This window comes from Paenibacillus sp. Y568 (genome assembly GCF_059445545.1).
In genome coordinates this window covers 99,858-115,538 of record NZ_JCAIUM010000014.1, presented here as the reverse complement: position 1 = coordinate 115,538, position 15,681 = coordinate 99,858, and the positions used below count along the sequence as shown (strand labels likewise).

Below are 15,681 nucleotides of genomic sequence, written 5' to 3'. Positions count from 1 at the left end.
TTAATTGGTTAACAATTTGAATTGTAGCATAGTCCATGGTTCACGGGAAGAGGTCGGATGAAATTTGGTGAAAGAGAATGGTTTGTTAGAATTACAACAGGTAACAGTTAGGCCAACCCTATGGGGTGAAGGGCAGCAGGTACTGCCTATTTTGAATGATGTAAGTATTCGTATCGATAAAGGACAATTTATAACGCTCTTAGGACGTAACGGGAGCGGGAAGAGCACGTTGGCAAAGGTGATCGCAGGTTTATGGACGACAGGTGTAACGGGAAAAATAGATCGCCGAGCAGAAACTACCGCATACGGAAATCGAATTCCTATGGTGATGCAACAACCTGAGGCAGCGATGGTGGGAGCTACACCTTGGGAAGATGTAGTTCTCATGCTAGAGCAAAATGAAATAGAAGCGAGTCACATCGTATCCTTGGCTGAGCAAGCACTTCGTCAAGTCGGTATGGGTGAACGAATGCACCAACCCATCGAAACATTGTCAGGTGGGCAGAAGCAACTGGTTGCGATTGCGGGTTGTCTTGCGGTACATTCTCCGCTGCTCGTGCTTGATGAAGTAACGTCCATGCTTGATCCAGAGACTGCTGAGATTGTACTTGAGCGGGTTCGATCTATTCATAAGGGCGGAGTGACCGTCATTTGGATCACGCAAAAGCTGGAAGAACTGCGGCAAGGTGATCGGATTGTTGCTATGAATGAGGGCAGGATTGTTTATGATGGACTTGCTGATGGATGGTTTACACGTTCGTTCAATGGCAATTCAGAGAGCGTATGTGAACAGCTTGGTTTCGAAGCTCCGTATTTGGCTCGAGTGGCATGGGAGTTGGAACAGCTGGGTTTTCGATTGCGACCGTTTCCGTATACTGCCGATATGCTTGCTGAGGCGGTGAAACTATATGAGCGCTGATTGGAAGCTTCAAGGTGTAACGGTATGTGCTGAAGGAGCAGATAAGCGAGTACTGCTACACGATGTGAATGTGCCATTTCGTGCGGGGGAGATCACCCTGTTGTTAGGTCATAATGGAGCAGGGAAGTCAACGCTACTTGAGACCATGGCTGGAATCCGCACGCTGCAAGAGGGGAACATTGAGCTGGGTGAAGGTTCGTTATGGTTACAGCGTGGTCGTAAAGCTAAGCTTAATCTGGATGTGACCCTAAAGCTGGGCATTTCCATGCAACATTCCGAAGCCCAATGGTTCGCATCGACCGTTCGAGAAGAGATGCTGTATTCCTTGAAGCCGTATCGGATTCAGATGGATACGGCTGAGATGCGAATGGAAGAGGCACTCGCTAAGGTCGGTCTCGAGAAGGAGCTGCTTGCACGCGACCCTTGGACGCTTAGTGGCGGCCAACAACGTAGGTTATCGCTCGCTTGCTTGCTAGCATGCGAGCCAGATTGGCTGCTGCTGGATGAACCGACGGCGGGGCTGGATGCCGCCGGGATAAGCAGCTTGTGCGCCGTACTTAAGGCGCACAGGGCAGCAGGGCGCGGCGTGGTCGTTGCAACGCACGACCTCGATGCGCTAATGCCACTCGCGGACGCGTTCCTCGTCGTCAGCGGTGGCGTTGTCCGCGAAGCGGCGCCGTCAGCGGCGATAGCCCACAAGGCTGCGGCGCCACAGGCGCTTCGCGCGCTGTCGGAGCTATGCGACGCGGCGACAGCGGGTGGGTCCCCGCAGACTGTCGCGCAGCGGACAGGCAGTGCGCCGCCGTGGCCGGAGCCGCGTGAGGTTGCCGCGGCACTGGCCATTGAGCTCGCGAAGTCAGCGAGCGAGCGCAGGCATCCAACCGCAGCCATGAATGCAGCGGTTGCGTCAACCGAAGATGAACTACAGCCGTCTAGTTTTGACAAGTCAGTCTTCACACCACCACCTCTCGCGAATGAGCAACAACGTGCTGAACACTTTGATCCAAGAGCGCTCATCGTAATGTATTTGTTGCTTACGGCAGGTGTGTTAGCGCAACAGAACTTCCTTCAGTTGGCGATTGCGGCGGTAATTATTATAGCCCTAACCATACCCTTTCGAGCGTTGGTTCAACCATGGATTAAAGTCATTCGTGCTTATATTATTCTCATTATCGTTTTATCAGGTTTCTCCGGTATATCTTTTCAACCATTAGAAATGGATTGGGAGAAGACCCTCCCGACGACGCTCCGTCTAAGCAAGCTATTACTCGTCATGTTACTGGGCATGCCCATGCTGAAGTTAATGACGCCACTAAGGTTGCAGCGCGCGTTGGAGCAGACATTTGGATGGTTAAGCCGTATAAAGGTGCCTATATATTCGTTTGCGTTACTTGTCACACTTATTTTTCGGTTTATTCCTCTGTTAACGGGGGAATGGGAGAGGTATGCGAAGCTCGCTCATGCACGGGGAAAGGCAGTAACGCCACTTCGATCGGTACCGATCAGAATGATTAGATCAGTCATCATCCCATACGTTCGTTCAATTCTTCGATTAGCGGAGCAAATGGCTGACGCCCTTGAAGCACGGGGCTTCGGCTACACTAAGCGAAAGCCGTCATTTGGTTTCCGTCTACGGTTCGGTCGTTCTGATGCTATTCTAATGAGTATAGCCATCCCTTGCATGATAGTTCTTTTGATACTACCCGTCATGTTGTAACTTGAAGATGGGTTATGCACTCACATCGAATATTGAATTCAGCCGGTCTAGCACCTACAAATAGAGAATGGCAGTCCAGAAAGTATGCTCACCTTCTGGACTGCCATTCTCTATGTTATATATGGATAATGTCAACAACGATCATGTTCCCATCACATTGTTAAATTCTCCAACTGTGCTTTATTTCCCTAAGCGGTAGCCACCATGAAATACTGGACCTACATATTCGTTAAATGCATAACCATTTCGAATGGCAGCCAAGACGAAGTCTTTCGCTTTCGCCACTGTATCGTCAACCGATAGACCAGTAGCGAGGCCACCAGCTATTGCTGCGGCAAAGGTACAGCCTGCCCCATGATTTGTTGCAGGTTCAATTTTGTCTGCTGTAAACACGGTATATTCAGTGCCGTTGAAGAAAACATCGACAGCTTGATCTCCATCCAACGATTTACCGCCTTTTACGACGACATTCTGTGCACCTAAGTCGTGAATAAGACGAGCAGCTTCTTTCATATCTTCAATCGAAGTCAGTTTGCCAAGACCCGACAATACACCTGCTTCAAATAGATTTGGTGTTACCACAGTCGCTAGAGGTAGTAATAAATCACGGATCGCATGAGCGCTCTCGGGGTTCAACACTTCGTTTTCGCCTTTACATACCATGACCGGATCAATGACAACATTAGTCTGGTTATTATTTTTAATGGCTTGTTCTGCTACACGCACAATCTCCACGCTACCTAGCATACCCGTTTTCATAGCATGCATTGGTCCGCCTGCGAAGATCGTTTTCAATTGCTCTGCAACAACAGAAGCATCTATTGGATATACATTGTGGTGCCAGCCATTATCTGGATCCATGGTGACAATAGTTGTCAAAGCACTGAAACCGTAAGTGCCATATTCCTCAAAAGTTTTTAAATCGGCTTGTATGCCTGCGCCTCCACTGGAGTCACTTCCGGCAATGGTTAAAGTCTTAATGATATTTGACAATGTTAACGTCCCCTTCTTCTATATCTTTAATCTGTGTTTGTAATAACGTGTGATTGAATTGATTATATCAAAGATTTGTATTTATTTAACCCTTACGATAACCAAAATGTCCTTTTTTATTGATTTGATGATGTAAATTCAGACCATTTCATAAAATCGATTGAAAAAAATATGAAAACTCTGTTAATCTATTAGAGTTCGATTTATTTATTGCATAAAGAATAAGTTTAATCAATGAAGGGACTATAACATCATGAAAATCATTCGAATCATCGTTCAGGTCGTATTGTTATATTTGTTTTATGTGGTGGGTAATTATCTACAAGAGCTATTTCATCTCCCTATCCCCGGAAGTATTGTAGGGTTACTGTTACTTTTTGTGTTGCTTCTATGCAAAATAGTGCCTGTAAGGTGGGTCGAGCATGGCTCGAATACCATTTTATCATATCTTCCGTTATTTTTTATTCCTTCGACAGCAGGCATTATGAATCACCTAGATATATTTAGTGGAAGAGGATTATTATTGATCGGTGTAATCATTCTAAGTTCCGTATTGACCATTGGAGTAGCGGCACACTCAAGTCAATGGCTGGCAGGGTGGAGGAAGAACGATAGAGAGGTTATAAGTGAGAGCAGTGATGGGGGGGGAGTGAAATGACGGTTCTATTAGCAGTAGTCATTATATTAGTTACAGTATGTATTTATATCGTGATGTCCATGATTTACAGACGTTTTCACATTCCCGTTCTCATGCCTGTGCTTACGGCTACTTCGGTTGTTGTTATTCTACTTCTATGCTTTCAGATTCCTTATGACAAGTATATGATTGGGGGTCAATGGATTAACCAACTACTGGGTCCAGCTGTTGTTTCATTAGCTTACCCTTTATATAAGCAACGCTATGTGCTTCGTCGCAATCTTACTGCTATCTTAGGAGGAACAATTACAGGGTTGCTCGTAGGGATGTTGAGCGGGCTATTTATGGCGATGGTCTTAGGATTCTCTAAGCTATACCTTCTTTCCTTACTACCTAAATCCATTACTACAGCGGTAGCGATTCAAATATCAAGTAACGTAGGTGGAGACATGTCACTCACTTCCATATTTGTGATGATTGCAGGCTTTACTGGAGCCATCGGTGGACCCTATATTCTAAAACTTTTCAGAATAAAAGGTCAAGTTGGAATTGGTATTGGTCTCGGAACGGCATCGCATGCGCTAGGTACTGCGAAGGCGCTAGAGTACGGTGAGGAATCCGTTTCGATGAGTTCGGTAGCGATGACTGTTTGCGCGATCGCAGGCTCCGTTGTGGCTCCATTGATTGTCTGGTTCTTGTATCAGTAAGTTGTGAGCGTTGAGAGACACTGTTTGAAAAAGTATTAGCAAGAGGATAACCTCAATCCATTATGATGGAGAAGGATATCCTCTTTTTTGTGCATCTTATATACTAGCGATTTGGGTAAATATCAGATGGATTTGGCAATGGTGAGTTCTACTTGGGACATGATAGGATGAAGTTGGTACATTGGGTAAGTAGAATCTGATTTAATTAATCTGATTGTATATTGAAGCGGAGGTATAGATATGACTATCAGCATCCAAGAGGTACTACAAGCGTTGAAAGAGCCAGCGGGCAATGTAGCGACAGGCGTGGACGTTCTATGTTGTGGTGAATTAGAAACACCTGTGAGCAGTATTGCAACAGCATTTATAGCAAGTCAGTATGTCATTGAAAAAGCGAGTGCTTTAGGCGTAAATCTGCTAATTACACATGAAGGCTTATTCTATAGCCATTTCGGCAATAAGGAGCTATCAGCAGAGGACCCGGTGATTCTAGAGAAACAACGAGTAATTAAAGAGAGTGGAATGGCTATTTTTCGTTGTCATGATACCATTCATCGTTATCAACCTGATGGTATTATGCTAGGTTTATTACAAGAATTAGAATGGATGGGTTTGATAAAAAAGCATATGCCATACGCCACGATCCTTGATCTTTCATCTGAACACACGGTTCTTGAAATTGTTAATCATGTGAAACAACAACTGAATATTCCACATGTGCGTATTGTTGGACATATGGATATGCCCGTTCGTCGTATTGGATTGTTGGTAGGTAATCGAGGTGGAGGCGAACAAGCTATTCCCTTGTACGAACGAGAGAATCTCGATTTAATCATATATGGAGAAGGACCCGAATGGGAGACACCAGAGTATGTTAGAGATGCCATATTTCAGAAAAAGAATAAAGCCCTAATGGTTCTAGGGCATGCAGAGAGTGAAGGGGCTGGTATGAAATATATGGCGAACTGGATTCAGGAGCAATATCCTAACATTCCAGTTCACTTTATTTCGGAGAAGCCGATTTTCCAATTTATTTAATCTTTTTAATCCTAGTTACTCGTCTTCGCGGATATCTCGAGTCTTAACATTACTACTGTATATTGTCGAATGACTGGATAACTTAAAAGAAGGGTAATTCGCTTCCACTTCAAGTAACATTAACTCTTCATAAAATATTTCTTGTTGAGGATTAATAAGAAACGGAAGCGTTCCAGCATCAATTTGGATATCCCCAGTGTCAGGTTGGCTTCTAATCAGTAATACCGTTATTCCGTCACAACCACAATCTACCGTATCATAAAAAAGCTTGAAGTAACCTGGACGATCTCCAAGTGCCTCTCTTAATTTATGTTCAGCTAACGGTGTGATTTGAATTTGCATATGTAATCAGCTCCTCATAGATGATATGTTGGCATTTATTATACCCTATTGAATTGGCTGCTGCATACACTCTATAACCACCTATCTGTCCAATTGTCATCCTTCCTTTCCCAGAATATCACCATGATTAGTTCAATCATAAGAATAATTTATGTGGACTTGGAAAGCATGATAATTATGACATTTGAGGGAGGTTATACTAAGTGAGTAATGAGGAAACACATGGAAGTGGTAAGCAGAATCATGAGACATTAGGTATGTCAATTCAAGATGTGGGAAGCTCGAGGGATCAGCGTATGGCCTCGGGTGAAGAAGATACCACACTTACAGACCGTCAGGGACATCCCATTCATAATAATCAGAGTATGCGGACGGTGGGTAGTCGGGGTCCTACGACACTTGAGAACTATCATTATATTGAGAAGATTACTCATTTTGACCGAGAACGAATTCCTGAAAGGGTAGTTCATGCACGTGGTGCAGGTGCTCATGGCTTTTTTGAGGCTTACGGATCCGTGGGTAATGAGTCGATAGCAAAGTATACCCGGGCCAATCTTTTTCAAGAGAAGGGGAAGCAGACACCTGTGTTCGTCCGTTTCTCCACTGTTACACATGGCAGTCACTCTCCTGAAACGTTACGTGATCCTAGAGGATTCGCGGTTAAATTTTATACGGATGAGGGCAACTGGGATCTCGTGGGTAACAACTTGAAAGTGTTCTTTATCAGGGATGCGATCAAGTTTCCAGATCTTATTCATGCTTTTAAACCCGATCCCGTGACGAACATTCAAGATGGGGTACGTATATTCGATTTCATTATGAATACACCTGAAGCCATGATGATGATTACATTCTTATTCTCGCCTTGGGGAATTCCAGCTAATTTCCGCCAAATGCAAGGCTCAGGAGTGAATACATATAAATGGGTCAATGCAGAGGGTGAAGCCGTTCTGGTGAAATACCATTGGGAACCTAAACAAGGGATCAAGAATTTAACACAGCAAGAAGCTGAAGAAGTTCAAGGTAAGAATTTCAATCATGCCACGCAAGATTTATATGAAGCAATTAAGTCTGGTAATTTCCCGGAATGGGAACTTTGTGTCCAAATCATGAGTGATGATGAGCATCCAGAACTTGATTTCGATCCACTAGATGATACGAAGTTGTGGCCTACAGACGCCTTTCCATTTCTCCCAGTCGGACGGATGGTTCTGAACCGGAATCCGGAGGATTACTTTACTGAAGTGGAACAAGCAGCCTTCGGTACTGGAGTTCTTGTGGATGGACTCGATTTCTCGGATGATAAAATGCTCCAAGGTCGTACACTTTCGTATTCGGATACGCAGAGATACCGGGTGGGGCCGAATTACTTACAATTGCCCATTAATGCACCGAAAAAACATGTTGCTACGAACCAACGGGGTGGACAAATGGCTTATCGTGTAGATAAAGCGCCAGGACAGAATCCTCATATTAACTATGAGCCATCCTCATTAGGTGGCTTACATGAAGCGACGAAGACAGGTAAGGAGCACACACCTCATGTAGACGGAAATTTAGTGCGGCAAGTCATTGAACGTACAAATGATTTCAAATATGCGGGTGAACAATATCGAAAATTTGAAGACTGGGAACGAGACGATCTTATTCTCAATCTCGTAAATACATTGAAACCAGCGCCACAACATATTCAACAAGGCATGGTGGATTTATTCACGAAGTGTGATGTGGATTATGGTCGCAGGGTATCAGAGGGATTAGGGCATAGAGGTGAGGGGAATAAGGGAAGTGAACCCCGCTCTGAAATGAGTAGACCTATGGGGGCTACCCATACCAACGAAGGGGTTCAAGATGCAGAGAACAAGGGACATTCGGCTGACCCTTATTAGTGTGAGGAGAGTAACCTTATTGTGGGCTTGTTAGTTTGGGAATGAAGAATAGAGCCAGTCATAACTCGAATTGGAGCGAGTAGACAGGCTCTATTTTTATTAATGTCATCATAATTGAAATTTGGGGTAATACATAAACAAAAGAAAAAAACCTTTCTAGTACAAACTTCCCTAAAAAATGGTAATAATGTATAATGGGTGATAGTGACTTTCTTGAATTCCTCATAAAGGAGAACATGCCGTTGTCTACTACCATAAGTATAAAGCCGAATTTATTCATTGGATCCGCAAGAGAATCGATTAGATATGCTAGTGCAATTCAATCTCAAATCGGTAGATTGGTCCAAGTTACTCCGTGGTTTGCAGGAACATTTGGTGCCAATGAGTATACGATGGAATCCTTAGAACGTATTTTAGATCAAAGTGATTATGGAATATTTGTATTTTCCCCAGATGACGTTGCCCTTATTCGCGGTAAACATGTTTTTATCACAAGAGATAACACCATTTTTGAAATGGGACTATTCTGGGGAAAACTAAGAAGGAACCGTGTCTTTTGTATTGTTCCACAAGAAGTAACCCAAAGAGATGATTTAGTTGCTGGCGTTAATGTTGCTGAATTTCATTTGCTCTCAGATCTTGCAGGTTTAACAATTATGGAATATGAATTGCGAAATGATCGTAATTATGAAGCAGCGGTTACCGCAGCTTGTATAAAAATATTAGATATCATAGAACGTGAGAAGCATTATGTGGATCCATATGTGCTCCTTAAGAAGAAGGAGGAGGAATTACAAAGGAAGCAGAGTATTCTTCATTTTTTCTGGGAGTTCAATCGAAATGTAACAGTCTCAGAAGATCAGAAATATCATGCATTAAGTGAAGCCGTTCGTAATTCGTTCATCTCTCCAGTCAATTGCAGAGTCACAGGAGCAGCCTTCTGGCAGAAGAACGGTAATGATGGGATTCGACAAGTAGGTGGCAATGTAGGGAGAGGTAAATTTTATCCATTCAATGTTCAAGAATTGGATGAAATGTCACAACCGATTTACGTCCTTGATGTATATAATAGTGGTAAGTGGACGTTCTTCAAGCACAAGGAAGTTGCGGACGTATATGTGCTGTGCTATCCTTTAGGGAGAGAGCATGTACTCTCCGTACACATTTCAGGTGTAGAAATGATACCGGAGGGTAATCTTGAAGATATCGTCTTATATAATGATGAATTGCTTCGTACCATAAGGCATTTAGTTGGAGGGGAATCCAAATGAATAATAACGACAACTTTCGTCAAGCTCATCAACAATTACCCGCCAAAGGACCTTGGGTAGCGAAGGATGAAACAATTAAAAGTGTATCTATAACTAGAGGAAGATCGTCATCCCGAGCGAATCGAATGAGTGCTAGCGTTCGTAAATTCAAAGGTAATGCACTATTCGTTGGTCCTTCTGTCGAAGGCAGCGATAAAGAATATGTGAAAGTGCTTAGTGGAACTGTAAATGACCACAAACCTTCGTTTGCTTAAATAGATAATGTATATGTGGCCTATTGGATTTGCTCAATGGGCCTTTTTTGTATGGATAAAGGTTTGTAATATTTCACTTTCAACAAGGACTACTTTTATAGACATTTTAGATAGAGTAGAATAGAATAGGGGTCTTAATGCATACATAATGATGAGGGAGTTGGGATGAAGATGAATGAAATTGATAATAATGCAACTATTCTTTTTCAAGAAGATAGTATTACGGATTGTGGGAGAGATTATTCTAACACAGCGAGTCTAGGCTCCGGTTAATGCTCTTCTGGTCGCTGCTGAAATAGGCCGTAAATATCCAGAAAGGAACATTCACTTTATTAATCGTGGAGTAAATGGGAACCGCTCATGGATCTCAATCATAGATGGGAAGAAGATTGTTTACAGTTAAATCCAACTTGGGTGTCTCTATATATAGGGATCAACGATGTATGGTGTCGATATGGTGATAATGATGCGACTTCGGTTGAACAATTTTGGTGGAGCCATTTTGTTTACAGCAAGTACACAGATTGATCCAGCGTATTGGGCTGAAGACGGCGTACATCCAACACCGGCGGGTCACTCGTTGATCACAAAGGCTTGGTTAGAAGCAGTACAGGCATAAAATGATTCTTAACCTAATTGTATGATCATGAGTTACTAACAACGATACTAAGGAGAGATTCAGCATATGAGTAAATTTAAAGTAGGTATAATTGGTTGCGGTAACATTTTCCCTATGCATGCGAGTTCTATTCAATTATCTGGTGTTGCAGAACTAGTGGCTGTATGTGATAACAAGGAAGATCGGGCGAAACAGGCGGCAGAGAAATATAATTGTAATTTCTATACTAGTTATGAAGAAATGTTGGATAAAGAAGATATTGATGTTGTTCATATCTGTACACCACATTATTTACATGCACCTATGACGGCTTACGCGGCGAGCAAAGGGAAACATATCCTGACCGAGAAGCCAATGAGTATAAGTACGGAAGATGCGCGTAACATGGTGGATATCTGTGAGAGTAATGGGGTCACACTAGGGGTTATTTTTCAAAATCGCTATAACCCAGGTTCTCAATTGATTAAAGATGCTATTCTGGACGGTAGTCTTGGTCAAGTCCTTGGGGCTAAATGTTCAGTGACATGGAATCGTTCGGATGAGTATTATAGTAAAAGCGATTGGAAAGGGACTTGGGAGAAAGAAGGCGGCGGCGTCTTAATTGATCAAGCCATTCATACGATGGATCTGATGCGTTGGTTCGTCGGTGAGGAAATCGAATATGTCGATGCTCAGATTGGTAATCGTGCACATGAAATTATCGAAGTGGAAGATAGTGTTGAAGGTGTAATCAAATTTAATAACGGTATATTTGGTGGCTTCTTCGCTATCAATTACTACAGCTACGATGCTCCTGTAGAGATTGAGGTTCATTGTGTGAAGGGTATAGCTAAAATGGTTGCAGAAAAGGCGACTATTAAATATAACGATGGAACCGAGATTTCGAGGGATAAGGATCCTAACGAAGTGGTCGATTATGGCGAAGGCGTGAAAATATACTGGGGCGTCAGTCATATGAAACAAATCCGTGATTACTATGAAGCGCTTCAGAATGGGAAGGTTCCTTATATCGACGGTAAGGAAGCACTCAAGACGCAGGAAATGGTCGCTGGAATTTACCAATCAGGAAAAGAAAATAAGCGTGTTTATTTGTAACACAAGCACCTCATAATTTTTGAAATAGTACAAGGAGTCATCCTATTTAAGGATGGTTCCTTGTTTGTTTACAGGCCGTTGTTGAAAGATCATGATCATGATGAGTGTAATCCATGAGATTTCTTGAACTGCTCAGGGGTCATTCCCTCTAACCGCTTAAAAACAGTACAGAAATAACTGGGATGCTCATAACCGGCTTCTTTGGCGATAAGTTGCATTTTTGTAGATGGGTTCAGGAGCATAAGCTGTTTACTTCTCGTAATCCGTTCCCGATTGATATATTCCATGGGACGAATCTGTAATGTTTTTTTGAATAGGTAGCAAAGATATTGTGGTGAAATGCCCGCGAATGTTGCAATCTGATCAATCGTAATCGACTGATGACAGTTCTCTTTCATATATTGCATGATAGGTTGCAAACGAAGAACATTTTGTTGAGAGGTATCATTGCTTGTATATACATATTTAGTTAAATCAAGTAAAAGGGTATATAAGACTTTGGAACATTCTACACTGACATAAGGCCGTTCAGAGTTAGCAATGGTCAGTAAATGAGTTAAATGTGCCATTGTTGCCTTACTATCAGTAAGTGAATAAACACCCGATTGATGAATACCTGCTTGGTGTAATAGGTTGTTGCAAAGGCTGCCGTCAAAAGAAATAAAGTTCAATTCCCAAGCTGCTGAGATCGCTTGATAGTGATGGGGAATATGAGGGTACAAGCAAATGCCTTGTCCATGGGTGACATGATAAGTGTGTCCCTCTAATCTGAGGATCCCCTCACCAGAGATGACCTGAAGCCACTGGTAGTGATAGAACCCTTGAGGACGAGAAGTGGGGCTTTGATGATCCCAGTGTCCTGCACTTGTCAGAAAGATGGGCAGCTTAGCATCAGAAGAAGTTATGATTGGGAATGTAATTGAGTCTATGTTGCATCACCATCCACTTTCATATTGTGATAACCATGTGAAAATTCTTAAATAGATATATACCATTATCGTTATTATAATATGAATATAATGATATTATATCTCAATCCTAAGAATGGAGCGATTGTCGTGACGAAACAGAAATATGTTTATTCGCCACCTGCAAATGGTTTTCCAGAGTGGAACAATAATCCGGAAACATTTCAATTAAATCGGATGGATGCACATGCGACTTTAACAACATTTCATTCCTTGGAAGAGGCCTTAATGGGGAAAGCAGATGAATCTGCAAGTGTACATTCCTTGAATGGAACCTGGAAGTTCACTTGGGCAAGTAATCCAGACAAACGTATTGTTGATTTCTATAAACAAGAAGTAGATTGCAGCGAGTGGGATAATATCTTAGTGCCTTCACATTGGCAGCTCCAAGGATATGATTATCCTCAGTATACGAATGTTCGTTATCCGTGGTCCGAAAGAGAAGACATCAAACCGCCTTATGCTCCAACAGAATATAACCCAGTAGGATCATATGTGCGAACATTTACTGTTCCTGAAGCATGGGGAGATCGTCCTGTGTTTATTAGTTTCCAGGGAGTTGAATCCGCCTTCTACGTATGGATTAATGGTGAATTAGTTGGGTATAGTGAGGATTCCTTCACACCTGCAGAATTTGATCTGACGCCTTATCTCGTCTCAGGTGAGAACAAATTAGCTGTTCAGGTATATCGCTGGAGTGATGCTAGCTGGCTAGAGGATCAAGATTTCTGGCGTATGAGTGGTATTTTTCGGGATGTATATTTGTTTACAGCACCGAATGTCCATATCTATGATTTCTTCGCGCAGGCTGATCTAGAAAATGATTATCAGAATGGTCAGCTTTCGATTACAGCAACCGTCAATAATTATCGAGAAATGAATGTAGGTAAGATAAGCATCGAGGTTGCCTTGTATGATCAACAACAACAGCCCGTATTACAGCAACCATTCAATTTAACATCAACAATGGATGTGAATCCGTCCATACAGCTCAGTGGCTCAATTCGTGTTGATCATCCTGAGAAGTGGAGTGCGGAGAAACCACATTTATATACGCTGGTTCTTCAATTGAAGGATGCTGAGGGGAACACACTTCAGTTCGTAAGCTGTAAGGTTGGCTTTCGTAAATTTGGAATAGAAGATGGATTGATGAAGATTAATGGGGAAGTCGTGGTGTTTAAAGGTGTGAACCGTCACGAATTCTCTTCGTTGACCGGTAGAGCAATTCGTATTGAGGATATGATCACGGATATTAAATTGATGAAAGCTCATAACATTAATGCCGTTCGAACCTCTCATTATCCGAATCATACGAAGTGGTATGAACTCTGTAACGAGTATGGGTTGTACGTGATCGATGAGACGAATCTCGAGACACATGGCAGTTGGAGTTATGGTCAAAAGGAGCTGGGAAATGCTATACCGGGTAGTAAACCCGAATGGCGGGCCAATGTACTTGATCGCTGTAACACGATGTTTCAAAGAGATAAGAATCATCCTTCCATTGTTATTTGGTCCCTAGGTAATGAATCTTTTGGCGGTGACAATTTCATGGCAATGCATGACTTTCTGAGAGAAGTAGACCCTAATCGGATTGTCCACTATGAAGGGGTGTTTCATTACCGCCCATCCGACGCTGCGTCAGATATAGAGAGTCAGATGTACTCTCATGTTCATCATATTGAGGAGTATGCACGTAATCAACCACAGAAACCGTTTATCCTGTGTGAATATAGCCATGCGATGGGTAATTCTTGCGGTGGATTGAAGGAATATTGGGAGTTATTTGATCGATATGAAGTTCTACAAGGTGGTTTTATTTGGGACTGGATTGACCAATCGATCTTGACGACAACGGAAGATGGTGTGTCTTATTTAGCTTACGGTGGTGACTTTGGTGAATCCCCGCATGATGGAACATTTTGTGGCGATGGGTTAATTTTTTCCGATCGGACAGTCTCTCCTAAGTTGCTAGAAACAAAGAAGTGCTATCAGAACGTGAAATTCACAAGTGAAGATATACTGCAAGGACGAATTAAGATAACAAATCAGTATTTGTTTACGAACTTATCTGATTTTGAGTTATTATGGCAGTTAACGAACAATGGAATCGTTGAAAAAGAAGGACGGAAGACAATATCTGTGGAGCCTAGCACTTCTGCGGTAGTTCATCTGAAAGAGGCAATTCCCGACAAGGATCAGGTTGAATCAGAGTCAGAGTATATTCTGACCCTACGTTTTGTGTTGAAAGAGGATACGGATTGGGCGAAACAGGGACATGAAATTGCCTTTGAACAGTTTATTGTACCTGCTTCTTCAGGTCGGGTTGTGTCTGTAACCAAGGTGGATGATCTTCCTGTATTGCAGGTTAAGGATCAAGAACAGGTATTGATTGTAAGTGGGGAGTCATTCATCATACAATTCAATAAGTTCACAGGAGAAATGTCGTCGTATCAATATAAGGGGATAGAGTTGATTCAACAAGCACCAATTCCAAACTTCTGGCGTGCGCTTACAGATAATGATAGAGGGAATGGCCATGAGGAACGTAGTGGTACGTGGCGTAACGCAGGAGTGGATAGAAGACTTGATCATGTTACTTATGAAATACAAGATCATTGGGTGAAGTTCGAGGTGAGTTACTCCCTCCCAACCACAGCGGTGTCATTATGTCAGATCTCTTACGTGGTTCATGGGAATGGTGAAGTGATTCTGGATATGCAGCTAGTGCCAGGGGAAGGGTCGCCGGATATCCCTGAGATTGGGTTGCTATTTACGATGGACTCTTCTTTTGATCAATTATCTTGGTATGGAAAAGGACCACATGAGAACCAATGGGATCGCAATACTGGGGCAGCTGTGGGATTATATTCCGGAGTAGTGAGTGAGCAATGGGTTCCTTACTTACGACCACAGGAATGTGGAAACAAGACGGAAGTTCGACATGCTTCCATAGTAAATACTGAACGAGTAGGTCTCCTTATTAAAGGGGCTCCGCGCTTCGAACTGAACGTTCTCCCTTATTCACCGAAAGAGATTGAAGCACATGATCATGCCTATAAGTTACCGAAGTCCAACAAAACGGTTGTTCGAATGAATTATAAACAAATGGGTGTTGGTGGGGACGATAGCTGGGGTTCTAGACCTCATCCGGAGTATCGATTATTTGGAAACCGCTCCTATAGCTTTAGTCTTTCCTTGAAGGGATATCATCATTAAATTGCTAAAGTTA

14 protein-coding genes and 1 pseudogene are annotated in these 15,681 nt (G+C 42.7%); 12 read left to right on the top strand and 3 right to left on the bottom strand.

Annotation, left to right across the window (positions count from 1 at the left end):
* The first annotated feature begins 67 nt into the window (after positions 1 to 67).
* The 3 genes and pseudogenes from AC1D7X_RS18830 to AC1D7X_RS18820 all read left to right on the top strand — a co-directional run bounded on the left by AC1D7X_RS18830 (position 68) and on the right by AC1D7X_RS18820 (position 2,636).
* Positions 68 to 919: an ATP-binding cassette domain-containing protein gene (locus AC1D7X_RS18830; RefSeq protein ID WP_495475908.1), complete on the top strand. Its 852-nt coding sequence runs from the start codon at positions 68 to 70 to the stop codon at positions 917 to 919.
* Positions 909 to 1,424, top strand: a pseudogene (locus AC1D7X_RS18825) (ABC transporter ATP-binding protein); the annotation flags it as partial. The gene AC1D7X_RS18830 and the pseudogene AC1D7X_RS18825, both read left to right, overlap by 11 nt.
* Positions 1,425 to 1,808: 384 nt before the next feature.
* Entirely contained in the window at positions 1,809 to 2,636 is an 828-nt protein-coding gene (locus AC1D7X_RS18820; RefSeq protein WP_495475932.1) for an energy-coupling factor transporter transmembrane component T, read from the top strand.
* A gap of 180 nt (positions 2,637 to 2,816) precedes the next feature.
* On the opposite strand, the gene thiD is transcribed toward AC1D7X_RS18820, so the two are convergent.
* Complete coding sequence (gene thiD, locus AC1D7X_RS18815; protein ID WP_495475907.1) at positions 2,817 to 3,629, bottom strand: bifunctional hydroxymethylpyrimidine kinase/phosphomethylpyrimidine kinase; 813 nt, start codon at positions 3,627 to 3,629, stop codon at positions 2,817 to 2,819.
* A 253-nt stretch (positions 3,630 to 3,882) separates the two neighbouring features.
* On the opposite strand from thiD, the gene AC1D7X_RS18810 reads away from it, so the two are divergent.
* From AC1D7X_RS18810 to AC1D7X_RS18800, 3 genes are all read left to right on the top strand, one after another.
* Positions 3,883 to 4,287, top strand: coding sequence for a CidA/LrgA family protein (locus AC1D7X_RS18810; RefSeq protein WP_495455585.1), 405 nt, complete (start codon positions 3,883 to 3,885; stop codon positions 4,285 to 4,287).
* Positions 4,284 to 4,973 carry an LrgB family protein gene (locus tag AC1D7X_RS18805; RefSeq protein WP_495455586.1) on the top strand — a complete coding sequence of 230 codons (690 nt, stop codon included), beginning with the start codon at positions 4,284 to 4,286 and terminating at the stop codon, positions 4,971 to 4,973. The genes AC1D7X_RS18810 and AC1D7X_RS18805 overlap by 4 nt, the downstream gene beginning before the upstream one ends.
* A gap of 240 nt (positions 4,974 to 5,213) precedes the next feature.
* The gene (locus AC1D7X_RS18800) at positions 5,214 to 6,011 is read left to right on the top strand and encodes a Nif3-like dinuclear metal center hexameric protein (RefSeq protein WP_495475906.1); all 798 of its coding nucleotides are present in this window, start codon (positions 5,214 to 5,216) and stop codon (positions 6,009 to 6,011) included.
* A gap of 15 nt (positions 6,012 to 6,026) precedes the next feature.
* Here the strand turns inward: AC1D7X_RS18800 and AC1D7X_RS18795 are convergent, their stop codons facing one another.
* Positions 6,027 to 6,353 carry an iron-sulfur cluster biosynthesis family protein gene (locus tag AC1D7X_RS18795; RefSeq protein ID WP_495475905.1) on the bottom strand — a complete coding sequence of 109 codons (327 nt, stop codon included), beginning with the start codon at positions 6,351 to 6,353 and terminating at the stop codon, positions 6,027 to 6,029.
* A gap of 257 nt (positions 6,354 to 6,610) precedes the next feature.
* Between AC1D7X_RS18795 and AC1D7X_RS18790 the strand changes: the two genes are divergently transcribed.
* The 5 genes from AC1D7X_RS18790 (at position 6,611) to AC1D7X_RS18770 (ending at position 11,481) form a co-directional block, all read left to right on the top strand.
* Positions 6,611 to 8,242, top strand: coding sequence for a catalase (locus tag AC1D7X_RS18790; RefSeq protein WP_495475931.1), 1,632 nt, complete (start codon positions 6,611 to 6,613; stop codon positions 8,240 to 8,242).
* A 236-nt stretch (positions 8,243 to 8,478) separates the two neighbouring features.
* Positions 8,479 to 9,513: a TIR domain-containing protein gene (locus AC1D7X_RS18785; RefSeq protein ID WP_495475904.1), complete on the top strand. Its 1,035-nt coding sequence runs from the start codon at positions 8,479 to 8,481 to the stop codon at positions 9,511 to 9,513.
* Complete coding sequence (locus AC1D7X_RS18780; RefSeq protein WP_495455590.1) at positions 9,510 to 9,767, top strand: hypothetical protein; 258 nt, start codon at positions 9,510 to 9,512, stop codon at positions 9,765 to 9,767. The genes AC1D7X_RS18785 and AC1D7X_RS18780 overlap by 4 nt, the downstream gene beginning before the upstream one ends.
* A 454-nt stretch (positions 9,768 to 10,221) precedes the next feature.
* The gene (locus AC1D7X_RS18775; protein WP_495475903.1) at positions 10,222 to 10,386 is read left to right on the top strand and encodes a hypothetical protein; all 165 of its coding nucleotides are present in this window, start codon (positions 10,222 to 10,224) and stop codon (positions 10,384 to 10,386) included.
* A gap of 66 nt (positions 10,387 to 10,452) precedes the next feature.
* A complete protein-coding gene (locus AC1D7X_RS18770) occupies positions 10,453 to 11,481 on the top strand; it encodes a Gfo/Idh/MocA family protein (RefSeq protein WP_495455591.1) in 1,029 nt (342 codons plus the stop codon).
* A 95-nt stretch (positions 11,482 to 11,576) separates the two neighbouring features.
* Here AC1D7X_RS18770 and AC1D7X_RS18765 read toward each other — a convergent pair whose 3' ends face one another.
* Positions 11,577 to 12,353 (bottom strand): helix-turn-helix transcriptional regulator, encoded by a 777-nt coding sequence (locus tag AC1D7X_RS18765; protein WP_495475930.1) that lies wholly within the window; start codon positions 12,351 to 12,353, stop codon positions 11,577 to 11,579.
* Between the two features lie 147 nt (positions 12,354 to 12,500).
* Between AC1D7X_RS18765 and lacZ the strand changes: the two genes are divergently transcribed.
* Positions 12,501 to 15,668, top strand: coding sequence for a beta-galactosidase, LacZ type (gene lacZ, locus AC1D7X_RS18760; protein WP_495475902.1), 3,168 nt, complete (start codon positions 12,501 to 12,503; stop codon positions 15,666 to 15,668).
* The last annotated feature ends 13 nt before the right edge of the window (positions 15,669 to 15,681 follow it).

What these genes read in the sequence shown, in the direction of transcription:
- AC1D7X_RS18820 (WP_495475932.1), top strand. Translation starts at nt 1,809, where the DNA reads ATGAATGCAGCGGTTGCGTCAACCGAAGATGAACTACAGCCGTCTAGT.
- AC1D7X_RS18810 (WP_495455585.1), top strand. Translation starts at nt 3,883, where the DNA reads ATGAAAATCATTCGAATCATCGTTCAGGTCGTATTGTTATATTTGTTT.
- AC1D7X_RS18805 (WP_495455586.1), top strand. Translation starts at nt 4,284, where the DNA reads ATGACGGTTCTATTAGCAGTAGTCATTATATTAGTTACAGTATGTATT.
- AC1D7X_RS18800 (WP_495475906.1), top strand. Translation starts at nt 5,214, where the DNA reads ATGACTATCAGCATCCAAGAGGTACTACAAGCGTTGAAAGAGCCAGCG.
- AC1D7X_RS18795 (WP_495475905.1), bottom strand. Translation starts at nt 6,353, where the DNA reads ATGCAAATTCAAATCACACCGTTAGCTGAACATAAATTAAGAGAGGCA.
- AC1D7X_RS18790 (WP_495475931.1), top strand. Translation starts at nt 6,611, where the DNA reads ATGTCAATTCAAGATGTGGGAAGCTCGAGGGATCAGCGTATGGCCTCG.
- AC1D7X_RS18785 (WP_495475904.1), top strand. Translation starts at nt 8,479, where the DNA reads ATGCCGTTGTCTACTACCATAAGTATAAAGCCGAATTTATTCATTGGA.
- AC1D7X_RS18780 (WP_495455590.1), top strand. Translation starts at nt 9,510, where the DNA reads ATGAATAATAACGACAACTTTCGTCAAGCTCATCAACAATTACCCGCC.
- AC1D7X_RS18775 (WP_495475903.1), top strand. Translation starts at nt 10,222, where the DNA reads ATGGTGATAATGATGCGACTTCGGTTGAACAATTTTGGTGGAGCCATT.
- AC1D7X_RS18770 (WP_495455591.1), top strand. Translation starts at nt 10,453, where the DNA reads ATGAGTAAATTTAAAGTAGGTATAATTGGTTGCGGTAACATTTTCCCT.
- lacZ (WP_495475902.1), top strand. Translation starts at nt 12,501, where the DNA reads ATGATATTATATCTCAATCCTAAGAATGGAGCGATTGTCGTGACGAAA.